This window comes from Pinisolibacter sp. (genome assembly GCF_036782435.1).
Lineage (GTDB): Bacteria > Pseudomonadota > Alphaproteobacteria > Rhizobiales > Ancalomicrobiaceae > CALBKH01.
The window spans coordinates 120,045-133,338 of the sequence record NZ_DAIPZB010000001.1 but is presented as its reverse complement, the minus strand read 5'-3'; the positions used below and the strand labels follow the sequence as shown (position 1 = coordinate 133,338).

At 69.1% G+C, this 13,294-nt stretch carries 11 protein-coding genes; 10 read left to right on the top strand and 1 reads right to left on the bottom strand.

Features of this window, described 5'->3' with window-relative positions; all coding sequences use genetic code 11:
- Positions 1–187 precede the first annotated feature (187 nt).
- The 10 genes from V7Q42_RS00540 (at position 188) to V7Q42_RS00495 (ending at position 11,916) form a co-directional block, all read left to right on the top strand.
- On the top strand, positions 188–862 hold the full coding sequence (locus tag V7Q42_RS00540; RefSeq protein WP_333821640.1) for a GntR family transcriptional regulator: 675 nt from the start codon (positions 188–190) through the stop codon (positions 860–862).
- 30 nt (positions 863–892) lie between these two features.
- The gene (locus V7Q42_RS00535; protein ID WP_333821737.1) at positions 893–1,654 is read left to right on the top strand and encodes an SDR family oxidoreductase; all 762 of its coding nucleotides are present in this window, start codon (positions 893–895) and stop codon (positions 1,652–1,654) included.
- 14 nt (positions 1,655–1,668) lie between these two features.
- Positions 1,669–2,553: an NAD(P)-dependent oxidoreductase gene (locus tag V7Q42_RS00530; protein WP_333821638.1), complete on the top strand. Its 885-nt coding sequence runs from the start codon at positions 1,669–1,671 to the stop codon at positions 2,551–2,553.
- 14 nt (positions 2,554–2,567) lie between these two features.
- Positions 2,568–3,548, top strand: coding sequence for a D-erythronate dehydrogenase (denD, locus tag V7Q42_RS00525; protein ID WP_333821736.1), 981 nt, complete (start codon positions 2,568–2,570; stop codon positions 3,546–3,548).
- A 99-nt stretch (positions 3,549–3,647) separates the two neighbouring features.
- Positions 3,648–4,397, top strand: a complete 750-nt coding sequence (locus V7Q42_RS00520; protein WP_333821637.1) for an SDR family oxidoreductase — start codon at positions 3,648–3,650, stop codon at positions 4,395–4,397.
- A gap of 49 nt (positions 4,398–4,446) precedes the next feature.
- Entirely contained in the window at positions 4,447–6,246 is a 1,800-nt protein-coding gene (locus tag V7Q42_RS00515) for an IlvD/Edd family dehydratase (protein ID WP_333821636.1), read from the top strand.
- Positions 6,247–6,299: 53 nt separating this feature from the next.
- A complete protein-coding gene (locus tag V7Q42_RS00510; protein ID WP_333821635.1) occupies positions 6,300–7,148 on the top strand; it encodes a fumarylacetoacetate hydrolase family protein in 849 nt (282 codons plus the stop codon).
- Positions 7,149–7,235: 87 nt separating this feature from the next.
- The gene (locus V7Q42_RS00505; protein WP_333821634.1) at positions 7,236–8,216 is read left to right on the top strand and encodes a 2-hydroxyacid dehydrogenase; all 981 of its coding nucleotides are present in this window, start codon (positions 7,236–7,238) and stop codon (positions 8,214–8,216) included.
- A complete protein-coding gene (locus V7Q42_RS00500; RefSeq protein WP_333821633.1) occupies positions 8,213–9,616 on the top strand; it encodes an FAD-binding oxidoreductase in 1,404 nt (467 codons plus the stop codon). Before V7Q42_RS00505 ends, V7Q42_RS00500 begins: the two co-directional genes overlap by 4 nt.
- A 104-nt stretch (positions 9,617–9,720) precedes the next feature.
- Positions 9,721–11,916: a dihydroxy-acid dehydratase domain-containing protein gene (locus V7Q42_RS00495; protein WP_333821632.1), complete on the top strand. Its 2,196-nt coding sequence runs from the start codon at positions 9,721–9,723 to the stop codon at positions 11,914–11,916.
- Between the two features lie 301 nt (positions 11,917–12,217).
- Here the strand turns inward: V7Q42_RS00495 and V7Q42_RS00490 are convergent, their stop codons facing one another.
- Positions 12,218–13,249, bottom strand: a complete 1,032-nt coding sequence (locus tag V7Q42_RS00490) for an L-idonate 5-dehydrogenase (protein WP_333821631.1) — start codon at positions 13,247–13,249, stop codon at positions 12,218–12,220.
- Positions 13,250–13,294 lie beyond the last annotated feature (45 nt).

The window sequence follows — 13,294 nt, the reverse complement described above, 5'->3', positions numbered from 1 at the left end:
GCCGTGGCGTTTTCTCCCTGCCGCGACCTTTCCGCAGCAGCCGGGACCTTAACGTCCAATTTTTCCGCAAACAAGCCGAACTTTTAAATTCCGATGAATTTTAAAATTCGTTGGACTTCTCGAAAGCTGCTTGTATCGTACCCGGGTCGAGCGGCCGACGGGCAGGCGCGGCGCATGGAGGATTTCGATGATCGACGAGAACGACATGACGCCGTCGTCCGCTTACCGGATCATCAAACGGCGTCTGATGGCCGGCGGATTCGCAGGCGGCCAGAAGCTGCGACCCGATCTCCACAAGGACGAATTCGGCATCTCGGCCAGCGCCATGCGCGAGGTGTTCCTGCGCCTGTCCCACGAACATCTGCTCGAACAGGAGGAGCAGCGCGGGTTCCACGTGCCGCGTGCCTCCGAGCGGCGGCTGACCGAACTGATGCAGTTGCGCATCCTGTTGGAGTGCGAAGGCGCTCGGCAGGCGATCGAGTTCGGGGACATCGAATGGGAAGCGCGGCTGAACGCCGCCCACTACAAACTCGCCCACCTCGAGACCAAGATGCGGGCGACGAGCGATCTGACCCAGTACATCGGCATGTGGACCCGGGTGGACTGGGAGTTCCACGACACGCTCCTGTCGGCCTGCCCGTCCGAGACGCTGCGCCAGACCCATCGCAACATCTACGAGCGTTTTCGCCAGCAGGTGGTGCTGACCCTCGATTCGGCCGGTTTCCGCGAGGAGACGCTGCCCGAGCACGAGGCGATCCTGCAGGCGGCCATCACCCGTGACGCCAAGGCCTGCTGCCGCGCCCTGGAGAGCCATCTCCAGACGCTGCGCGAAGACCTGCGCCGCCAGAAGATCCCCGCCTGACCCGATGCTTGGAGTGAGTGGCGGATGACCATCTCCGGATATTTCGATCTGAGCGGCCGCACCGCACTGGTGACCGGCTCGAGCATGGGGATCGGCTTCACCCTGGCGCGCGGCCTGGCGGCCCACGGCGCCCGCGTCGTCGTCAACGGCCGCGACCGCGAGCGCCTCGAGGCCGCCGCGGCGAGCCTGCGCGAGGACGGCGCCGAGGTGAGCGTCGCCGCCTTCGACGTCACCGACGCCACGGCGGTGAACGAGGCGATCGAGCGGATCGAGGCGGAGACCCCGATCGACATCCTGATCAACAACGCCGGCATGCAATACCGGACGCCGCTCGAGGACTATCCCGACGACAAATGGGATCTGCTGCTGCGCACCAACGTCACCAGCGCCTTCCTGGTCGGCAAGGCGGTGGCGCGGCGGATGATCCCGCGGCGCGCCGGCAAGATCGTCAACATCGCCTCGGTGCAGAGCGAATTGGCGCGTCCCGGCATCGCCCCCTACACCGCCACCAAAGGCGCGATCCGCAACCTGACGCGCGGCATGGCGACCGACTGGGCGAAATACGGCATCCAGGTCAACGCCATCGCGCCCGGCTACTTCAAGACGCCGCTCAACCGCGCCCTCGTGGAAGATCCGGACTTCACCGCCTGGCTGGAGAAGCGTACCCCTGCGGGGCGCTGGGGCGAGGTCGAGGAACTGGTCGCCGCGGCGGTCTTCCTCGTCGGATCCGGCTCCTCCTTCGTCAACGGCCACGTCCTCCATGTCGACGGCGGCATCACGGCCTCCCTCTGATCGGTGACCCGACCATGACCCGACCGCACGTCGCCTTTCTCGGAACCGGCCTGATGGGCGCGCCGATGGCCGCCAATCTGGCGAAGGCAGGCTTCCCGGTGACGGCCTGGAACCGCAGCGCCGAGAAAGCCGAGCCGTTGCGCGCTTTCGGCGTCACCGTCGCCGCCACGCCGACCGACGCTGTCGCCGACGCCGACGTGGTGGTCACCATGTTGTCCAACGGCGCCTCGGTCGACGACCTCCTCTTCGCCCAGGGTGTCGCCGCGGCGATGCGCGCGGGTGCCGTCGTCGTCGACATGAGCTCGGTGAAGCCCACCGAGGCCCGCGACCACGCGGCTCGGCTGGCGGCGATGGGCATCGGCCATGTCGACGCCCCGGTCTCCGGCGGGACGAAGGGCGCGGAAGCGGCGAGCCTCGCCATCATGGCCGGCGGAGATGCGGCGGTGATCGAGACGGTGCGACCGGTCCTCGCGGCGATGGGGCGGCCGGTGCGGGTCGGCCCGCACGGCGCCGGCCAGCTCGCCAAGCTCGCCAATCAGGCGATCGTCGCGGTGACCATCGGCGTCGTCGCCGAGGCGATGCTGCTGGTCGAGAAGGGCGGCGGCGATCCGGCGGCGGTGCGGCTCGCCCTCAAGGGCGGTTTCGCCGATTCGATCGTTCTCCAACAGCACGGCGAGCGCATGACCACCGGCAATTTCGTGCCCGGCGGCCGGTCGATCAACCAGTTGAAGGACATCGTCAACGCCCTCGAGGCGGCGAGCGCCTGCGGCCTGACGTTGCCGCTGACCGAACAGATGCGGGCCCGCTTCGAACGTTTCGTCCGCGACCTCGACGGCGCCGACGAGGACCATTCCGGCATCTATCTCGAACTCCTCGAACTGAACGGAATCGGCCGATGACGGGGAACGACACGATCCGGGTTCTCGTACTCGGCGGCGCCGGCATGATCGGCCGCAAGCTCGCCGGGCGCCTCGCCGCCGAGGGGATCGGCCGGCCGATCGGCGAACTCGTGCTCCACGACCTCGTCGAAGCGACGGGCATGGAGGCCCCCATCCCCGTCCGCGCCCTCACCGGGACCATCGCCGATCCGGCGGAGGCGACCCGCCTCGCGGTGCTGCGGCCCGACGTCGTCTTCCATCTGGCGGCGATCGTCTCCGGCGACGCGGAGGCGAATTTCGACAAGGGATGGGACGTCAACGCCCGCGGCTCCTGGCACCTCTTCGAGGCGCTCCGCGCCGAACACCTCGCGAGCGGCGGCGCCTATGTGCCGCGCGTCGTCTTCGCCTCGTCGATCGCGGTCTACGGCCCGCCGTTCCCGGAGAAGATCGGCGACGACTTCCTCACCGCGCCGCAAACCTCCTACGGCGCCCAGAAGGCGATGACCGAACTGCTTCTCGCCGACTATTCGCGAAAGGGATTCGTCGACGGAATCTCGATCCGCCTGCCGACCATCTGCGTGCGCCCGGGCAAGCCGAACCTCGCCGCTTCGTCCTTCTTCTCCGGCATCATCCGCGAGCCGCTGAACGGACAGGAGGCGATCCTGCCGGTCGCCGACACGGTGCGCCACTGGCACGCCTCGCCGCGCTCGGCCGCCCGTTTCCTCACCCACGCCGCGACGCTCGACACGGCCCGCCTCGCCGGGCGGCGCAGCCTCGCCATGCCGGGGGTGTCCTGCACCGTCGCCGAACAGATCGAGGCGCTACGCGCCGTCGCCGGCGAGGCGGCGGTGAAGCTGATCCGCCGCGTGCCCGACGAACGCATCGCCCGCATCGTCGGCGGCTGGCCGCGCGATTTCGATCCGGTGGCCGCTCGGTCGCTCGGGTTCACGGCGGAAGAGAGTTTCGCGGAGATCATCCGCATCCACATCGAGGACGACCGGCCGCGAACCGTGTGAGCGGGCCGGCCGACGTCGATCGCGATCGAGACGGTCGGCCGACGCGGCGCGCACGAGATAATTCGACAGACGAACGCCATCGGCGAAGGGGAAGAGATCATGGGTACGAAACCGAGGCTCGAAGGCAAGCGGGTTCTCGCCACCGCGGCCGGTCAGGGGATCGGCCGGGCCACCGTGATCGCCATGGCGGAGGAAGGGGCGAAGGTCTTCGCCACCGACATCAACGACAAGACGCTCGCCGAACTCGCCGGGCTCGGCCATCCCGGTATCGAGACCTTCGTGCTCGATGCGCGCTCCGACGCGTCGGTGAAGGAGGGCGTGGCGCGTGCCACCCCCGACGTGCTCTTCAACTGTGCCGGCTTCGTCCACGCCGGCACCATCCTCGACTGCACCGACGAGGAGTGGGACTTCGGCTTCGATCTCAACGTCCGTTCGATGCTGCGCACCATCCGCGCGGCGCTGCCCGGCATGGTCGAACGCGGCGTCGGCTCGATCGTCAACATGTCGTCGGTGGCGTCCTCGATCGTCGGCGCGCCCAACCGCTTCATCTACGGCACCACCAAGGCGGCGGTGATCGGCTTGACCAAGTCGATCGCTCGCGACTTCGTCACCACCGGCGTACGCTGCAACGCCATCTGCCCCGGTACGGTCGAGAGCCCGTCGCTGCACGACCGCCTGCGCGCCACCGGTGACTACGAGGCGGCGATGAAGGCTTTCGTCGCTCGCCAGCCGATGGGCCGCATCGGCCGCGCCGAGGAGATCGCCGCGCTCGCCGTCTACCTCGCCTCCGACGAGAGCGCCTTCACCACCGGCCAGGCCTGCATCATCGACGGCGGCTGGTCCGGCTGACGTCGCCGGCATCACCCGTGGTCCACTCCCCATCCGAAGGTCGACTGTCATGACCCAGAAGAAAGATCCGGCGAAGCTGCGTTCGCGGCAGTGGTTCGACAATCCCCACGACCGGGAGATGACGGCGCTCTACCTCGAGCGCTATCTCAACTACGGCCTGACCCGCGAGGAGTTGCAGGGCGGCAACCCGATCATCGGCATCGCCCAGACCGGCTCCGATCTCTCCCCCTGCAACCGCCACCACATCGAGCTGACCAAGCGGTTGCGCGACGGCATCATCGCCGCCGGCGGCGTGCCGCTGGAGATCCCGGTCCATCCGATCCAGGAGACCGGCAAGCGGCCGACGGCGATGCTCGATCGCAACCTCGCCTATCTGTCGTTGGTGGAGAGCCTGTTCGGCTATCCGATCGACGGCGTCGTCCTCAACATCGGCTGCGACAAGACCACCCCCGCCCTGCTGATGGCCGCGGCGACCGTCGACATTCCGGCGATCGCCTTCTCCGTCGGCCCGATGCTGAACGGCTGGTACGACGGCAAGCGGACGGGATCGGGCACCATCGTGTGGAAGGCGCGCGAGCTCCACGCCGCCGGCGAGATCGACGACGCCGGCTTCCTCGACCTCGTCGCCTCGTCGACGACGTCGGTCGGCTACTGCTCGACCATGGGTACCGCCACGACGATGAACTCGCTCGCCGAGGCGCTGGGCATGCAGTTGCCGGGTTCGGCCGCCATCCCCGCCGCCTATCGCGAGCGCGGCCAGATGGCCTATGCGACGGGCAAGCGCATCGTCGACATGGTGCACGAGGATCTGAAACCCTCGCGCATCATGACCCGCGAGGCCTTCGAGAACGCCATCGTCGTCAACTCGGCGATCGGCGGCTCGACCAATGCGCCGATCCACCTCAACGGCGTCGCCCGTCTCGCCGGCGTCGCGCTCGACAACGACGACTGGCAGCGGATCGGCGGCGACGTGCCGCTGCTGGTCAATCTCCAGCCGGCAGGCGAATACCTCGGCGAAGACTATCACCGGGCCGGCGGCGTGCCGGCGGTGGTCGGCGAGTTGATCCGCGCCGGGCGCCTGCCCCATCCCGACGCGCTCACCGCCAACGGCCGGACGATCGGCGAGAACTGCGCAGGCGCGACGATCCGCAACACCGAGGTGATCCGCCCCTTCGCCACGCCGATGAAGACGAAGGCCGGGTTCGTCAATCTCAAGGGCAATCTCTTCGACAGCGCCATCATGAAGATGTCGGTGGTCTCCGACGAGTTCCGCGCCCGCTATCTCGAGAATCCCGCCGACCCGGACGCCTTCGAAGGCCGCGCCGTGGTCTTCGAAGGGCCGGAGGACTTCCACGCCCGCATCGACGACCCGAGCCTCGCCATCGACGAGACCTGCATCCTGGTCATGCGCGGCGCCGGGCCGATCGGCTATCCGGGCGGCGCCGAGGTCGTCAACATGCGGCCGCCGTCCTACCTCATCGAGAAGGGCATCACCATGCTCGCCTGTGTCGGCGACGGCCGGCAGTCGGGAACCTCCGGCTCGCCGTCGATCCTCAACGCCTCGCCGGAAGCGGCGGACGGCGGCGGTCTGGCGCTTCTCACGACCGGCGATCGGGTCCGCATCGACCTGAAGAAGGGCGTCGTCGACATGCTCGTTCCGGACGACGAGATCGCGCGGCGCCGCGAGGCGCTCGCGGCCCGTGGCGGCTTCCCCGTTCCCGCCTCCCAGTCGCCATGGCAGGAGATCTTCCGCGAGCGGGTCGAGCCCTTCTCCCGCGGCATGACGCTGCGGGGCTCGGACTGCTACCGCGACATCGCCGCACGCCACATGCCGCGCGACAACCACTGACCCGAACCGGCCGATCCGAGGCCGACATCCGAGATCTTCGAAAGGCAACCGACATGAAACTCGTCCGCTACGGCAACCCGGGGGAAGAGAAGCCCGGCCTGATCGACGCCTCGGGCACGCTGCGCGACCTCTCCGCCCATGTCGCCGACATCGCCGGCGACGTTCTTCTCGACGAGGGCCTCGCCCGCCTCGCCGCGCTCGACCCGGCGTCGCTGCCGGCGGTCGCCGGGACGCCGCGCCTCGGCGCCTGCGTCGGCTCGATCGGCAAGTTCATGTGCATCGGTCTCAACTACGCCGACCACGCCGCCGAATCGAACCTGCCGCTGCCGGCCCATCCGGTGCTGTTCATGAAGGCGACCTCGGCGGTCGTCGGCCCGAACGACGACGTGGTGATGCCGCGTGGCTCGACCACCACCGACTGGGAGGTCGAACTCGGGGTGGTGATCGGCAAGAAGGCGAAATACGTCTCGGAGGCCGACGCGCTCTCCCACGTCGCCGGCTACTGCGTCATCAACGACGTCTCCGAACGCACCTATCAGACGGCGCTCTCCGGCCAGTGGACCAAGGGCAAGTCCTGCGACACCTTCGGCCCGACCGGCCCGTGGCTGGTCACCCGCGACGAGATCGCCGATCCGCAGAATCTCGCGATGTGGCTCGACGTCAACGGCCGACGCCGTCAGACCGGCAGCACGAAGACGATGGTCTTCACCGTCGCCCGGATCATCGCCCACCTGTCGACCCTCTTCACCCTCCACCCCGGCGACGTGATCTCGACCGGTACGCCGCCCGGCGTCGGCATGGGCATCAAGCCGACGCCGGTCTACCTGAAGGCCGGCGACGTCATCGAACTCGGCATCGAGAACCTCGGCGCGCAGCGCCAGCGGGTCCGCGCAGACGACTGAGACGACCGGTTCGCGACCGCCGGCGTCTTCGACATCTCCGGCGGCCGCGCCACCCACCGACCGATCCGAGGAAGGAAGATCCCTCCCATGAAGCCTCGTCTGTTGCTCGTCGGAAGAACCACGCCGCGGGTCCTCGCCGCCCTCGAAGACGCCTTCGTGGTGGACAAGGGTGCCGAGCTGGCGGACTGGGAGGCCTATCTCGCCGCGAACGGCGCGGCGATCGAGGCGGTCGCCACCAACGGTCACGACGGGCTGAAGCCGGAGATCATGGCGCGCCTGCCGAACCTGAAGGTCATCTCGTGCTTCGGCGTCGGCTACGACGCCATCGACGCCAAGGCGGCGGCGGCGCGCGGCATCGCCGTCACCCACACGCCGAACGTCCTCAACGCCGACGTCGCCAACACCGCCATCGCGCTCATGCTCGCGGTGTCGCGGCGCATCGTCCGCGACGATGCCTATGTGAGGGCCGGCAAATGGTCCGGCTTCGGCGCGGCGGCGCTGACGCAGTCGATCGAGGGCAAGAAGGTCGGCATCGTCGGCCTCGGCCGCATCGGCGAGACCATCGCCCGCAAGCTCGCCGCCGCCTTCGACTGCGACATCGCCTATCACACCCGCAATCGACGGACCGACGTCCCCTGGCGCCACTACGCCGACCTCGTCGCGATGGCAGGCGACGTCGACTTCCTCGTCGTCATCACCCCCGGCGGCGCCTCGACGAACAAGCTGATCGGCCGCGCCGTGATCGAGGCCCTCGGACCCGAGGGGACACTGATCAACGTCGCCCGAGGCAGCGTCGTCGACGAGAAGGAACTGGTCGCCGCACTCCTCGACGGCCGCCTCGGCGCCGCCGGCCTCGACGTTTTCGCCAACGAGCCGAACGTGCCGGCGGAACTCTTCCCGCTCGACAACGTCGTCCTCCTGCCCCACGTCGGCAGCGCCACGGTGGAGACCCGCCGCGCCATGGGCGATCTGACGGTCGAGAACCTTCGCCGCTTCTTCGACGAGGGCAAGGTGACGACGCCGGTCCCCGAATGCGCCCATCTCCCGGCGGCGGGCGGGTCCGCATGACGCCCCCCTCACCCACCTCGCCCGAAGCTGCGATCGCCGCTCTGGCCGCAGCGTTCGACGCGCGCGCCTTCGCGCCCGGCGAAGCGATCCCGGAGAAGTACCTCACCGACTGGAGCGGACTTTCGATCGTCCGTCCCCTCGCTCTCCTCCGCCCCGCCACCACCGCGGACGTCGCCGAGGCGCTGCGCATCTGCCACCATCACGACCTACCGGTGGTGCCGCAGGGCGGGATGACCGGGCTGTGCGGCGGGGCGCGGCCGATCGCCGGGGCTGTCGCTCTGTCGCTCGAACGGTTGACCGGCATCGAGGAGATCGACGTCGCCGGAGCGACCGTCACCGTCCGCGCCGGCACGCCGCTCGAGGCCGTCCAGACCGCGGCGGCCGAGCACGGCCTCTACATGCCGCTCGATCTCGGCGCCCGCGGCTCCTGCACCATCGGCGGCAACATCGCCACCAACGCCGGCGGCAACCGGGTGATCCGCTACGGCATGACGCGCAATCTGGTGCTCGGTCTCGAAGTGGTGCTCGCCGACGGCACGGTGATCACCAGCCTCAACCGGATGATCAAGAACAACGCCGGGTACGACGTCAAACAGGCCTTCATCGGCTCGGAGGGCACGCTCGGCATCGTCACCCGGGCGGTGCTGAGGCTCGCGCCTCTGCCGGTCTTCACCTCGGCCGCCGTCTGCGCCGTCGAGAGTTTCGCGGCGGTCGTCGATCTCCTGTCGCGGGCGCGGCGGGAGCTCGGTGCCATGCTCTCCGCCTTCGAGGTGATGTGGGCCGACTACTGGGAGCTGATCGCCACCACGCCGGGCCTACGGATGCCGCTTTCCGCGGGCCATCCGTTCTATGTGCTCATCGAAGTCCAGGGCACCGACGAGGACCACGACGGCGCCAAGTTCGACGCCTTCCTCGAGGCGACGGCAGAGGACGGGCTCCTCGTCGATGCCGTCGTCGCCCGCTCGATCGGCGACCTGAAATCGTTCTGGGACGTCCGCGACGCCGTCTCCGAATTCCCCCGGACCTTCGGCGCCCATGTGCCCTTCGACATCGGCCTGCCGATCGGCCGGATGGACGCCTTCGTCACCGCCTGCCGCGCCGCGTTGCGGGCCGCGATCCCCGATGTCGCGGCGCTCTTCTACGGCCACGTCGGCGACGGCAACCTGCACATCGTGGCGCGTGACCGCAGCGCCGCCGAACAGCCGAAGCACGAAATCTGCGACATCGTCTACGGCCTCGTCGGCGAGTACGGGGGAACGGTCTCGGCCGAGCACGGCATCGGCACTTCCAAGATGGAATGGCTGGGGCTCACCCGCTCGGCCCTGGAGATCGAGGCGATGCGCCGTCTCAAGGCGGCGTTCGATCCGAAGAACCTGCTCAATCCCGGAAAGGTCTTCTGACGCGGACGAAGGAATCACCGATCCCACTCGGGTGCGGGGTCCCTGCGACATCGACATCCCACTTTTCGATACGACGGCCTCTCGCGTTTTCAGGAGCCATGCGCATGACCGATCGACGAGCCGAGGTTCTCAATTCCGAATTCGCCGATCTCGTCGTCGCCGAGACCGCCAATCCCTATCGACACTGCATCCAGGGCCTCTCCAACGAGCCGATCACGGTCAGGGCGCTCCTGCGCCGCGCCGACGCGCTGCTCGCCGGCGACCGCGATTTCACCGGCCTCGGCGACTACGGGCTCGCCGAGATCGTGGCGCGCCTCGCGGCGAACCGGCCGCGCATCTGCATCATCCAGGGCTCGGCAGATCATCCGGCCCATCTTCTCGACCACGAGCACATGCTGCGCGCCGCCGCCCGCGTCTGGCAGAACGGCGGCGTGCCCTTCACCTTCGGCATCCCGGTGATCTGCGACGGCACCGCCCAGTCGAACATCGGCCAGAGCTATTCGCTCGCCAGCCGCAACCACACCGCCATGGCGGTGAACATCAACTTCGAGGGCCATTCCTATCACGCGGCCTACGTGCTCTCCGGCTGCGACAAGACCCCGACCGGCATCCTCTCCGGCCTCGCCGCCGCCGATCGGGCGCGGCGCGAACCGGAGCGCGGCACCGCACCGGTGTGGGCGGTGTTCGTCCCCTCGCACGTGTTGAAGGGCGGACGCATCCCGCCCGCGACCCGCGCCAAGCTCGCCGCGATCCAGGACGAGGCGCGGGCGATCGGCGACGCTCAGCTCGCCGCCGACATCGAGGAGAACTGCCGCTACATCCTGCAGTGCTCGTCGGACGAGGCCTTCCTCGGCCAGCTCGAACGCGCCGTCGGCCACGGCATCGTTTCGCGCGGCGAGGCCGACGCGATCCTGAACGAACTGGCGATGGCCACCTGCGACGAGAAGGGCGGCATCTGCGCCTTCAACGGCACCGGCAACTCGTCGCGCACCCTGGTCTCCGCCCTCGGACTGGTGCCGCGCGGCGCCGAACTGCTGATGGAGGAGCCGGGGCTCGACCTCGTCTCGTCGAGCGTCGACACGCTCTTCCGCATGATCAACAAGCCGGAGCTGGCGCTCTGCGACATCCTCGCGGCGAACTACGCCAATGCCGTGCGCATCCACGGCGCCACCGGTTCGTCGTCGAACCTGATGCTGCACATGCCCTGCGTCATGCGCCACGCCGGCTTCGACGTCACGCTCTTCGACTACGCCCGTATCGCAGACGCCCACTCGGTTCCCGACGTCTTCGCCCATTCGCTGACCGAGGGTCGCGACACCTTCGTGCTGGCCGAGCAGGCGGCGGCGGGGTTCCACCACGGCATCGACAGCATCTACAAGGTACTCGACGATCTCGGCGTGCCGATGGATCTCGACGCGCCGACGGTGACCGGCAGGACCTGGCGCGAGCGCGTCGCGGCGCTGCCGGTGGCGGTGTCGCCGAAGCTGCCCGAGGAACGCTCGGTGATCCGCACCAGGCCGATCCGCGCCCGCTCCGGCACCGACGTCCTCGCCGGCAATTTCTTCTCCACCTGCATCCTCAAGGTCGCGGGCATGTCGAGCGAGCAGGTCGCCCGCTTCGACGGCCGCGTCTTCCTCGTCCGCCATTACGAGAACGAGACGGTGTGCAACGGCGAGCTGCGCTCGACCGATCTGGTGAAGACCCTGTGCGGGACGATGGATCTGCCGCCGGCGCTGACCGATCGTCTCAGGGCGATCAACGGCGGCGATCCGGGCGACGATCTCGCCGCCATGGTGGTCAAGGGCACGCTGGCCTTCGCCTTCGTCATCGCCGGTCAGGGACCGAAGGCCTTCGGCATGCCGGAGATGTTCGCGCCCTCCACCTACCTGCGTCACCAGGGGACGCTGGAGCGAACTTCTATCCTGATGACCGACGGCCGCTATTCGGGCGTGACCAAGGGCGCCTGCATCGGCCACGTGACGCCGGAGGCCTACGAGGGTGGCGGCATCGGCGCGCTGGTGACCGGGGACCTGTTGTGGGTCAGGCTCGGGGAACGGCGGATCGATGTTCTCGACCGCGAGGCGTTCCTCACCGGCCGGCTCGAACCGCTGGCGCAGGCGCCGCTCGACGAACGCGCCGATCTCGTCGCCGAGCGTCACGCCCGGATGGAGGCGCGCAAGCGTCAGGTCGCGGCGTGCAACTGGATCGACGACACCACCTCGGCCGAAACCGGTGTGGTGCCCCTCTCCGTCGACCGCCGCGCCGTGCTGCCCTGGCCGGGGCGCGGCGCGGCGGGATAGGGACCGGATCGCGCCGGGCGTTCGGAAGCGGGGCGACAACGCGACGTCTGTTCGGTGGTCTCGGGCTCGTCGGAGGCCGCTCTTCCTTCTCCCCTCGCGGGAGAAGGTGCCCCGCAGGGGCGGATGAGGGGGTGCCGCGTCAGCGGCATCGGGGAACGGCGACGGACTCCTGCGTGCGAGGAGAGGCCCGGACCCCTCATCCGGCCTTCGGCCACCTTCTCCCGCAAGGGGAGAAGGGACGCCCGCGGCATTCCCCCTGCCTCGATCGAAGTCGACGCCGCGACGCGCGATCGCCCTGCCTTCAGAACGTCAGCTGTACCTTCATGGCGCGCGAGCGATCGCTCGCCAGTTCGAAGGCGTCGACCGCCGCCTGGAAGGGCATCGAGGCGCTGATCACCGGGGTGACGTCGATCTTGCCCTCGCCCATCAGGCGGACGGCCAGTTCGAATTCGGGATCGAAGCGGAAGGTGCCGCGGATCTGCAGCTCCTTGGCGACGATGACGTTGATCGGCAGGCTCATGTCGCCGCCGACACCGAGTTGCACCAGGATGCCGCCGGGCCTGAGCATGTCGAGCGCCGAGCGCACCGCCGACTGATTGGCGGAAGCCTCGAACACCACGTCGAAGACGCCTTTGCCGGCACGCCAGGGCTCGAGCGCCCCGGCGTCGGTGGCGACGTTGATGGCGTGATCGGCGCCGAGCCGGCGCGCCACCTCGAGCGGCCTGTCGGCGACGTCGGTCGCCACCAGTTCGGCCGCGCCGGCGGTCTTCGCCACCAGCACCATCAGCGCGCCGATCGGCCCGGTGCCGGTCACCAGCACGCGCTTGCCGAAGAGCGCGCCGGCCTGCGCCGCGGCGTGGAGGCACACCGACAGCGGCTCGGCCATCGCCGCTTCGGCGAGCGTCGTCCGGTCGGAGACGGGAACGGCGCGGAAGTCGTCGACCGTCACATATTCGCGGAAGCCGCCCTGGACATGGGGAAAGCGCATGGCCGAGCCCATGAAGCGCATGTCGAGGCACTGGTTGCGCCGACCCTCGCGACAGTGGACGCAGGTGCCGCAGGGCTTGCTCGGATTGACCGCGACGCGGGTGCCGATGGCGAGATGGGAGACGCCCTCGCCGAGCGCGACGACCTCACCGGCGATCTCGTGGCCGAGCGCCATCGGCTGGCGGATGCGCACCGTGCCGAAACCGCCGTCGTGGTAGTAGTGCAGGTCCGAGCCGCAGATGCCGCCGGCGCCGATCTTCACCCGGACCTCGCCCCGCCCCGGGGCCGGATCGGGAAACTCTTCGAGCCTCAGGTCCTTGGGGGCGTGAACGACGACGGCGCGCATGGGCTCTCCTCCCGACCTCGGTCCTCGGCGACGGCTCCACCGGCA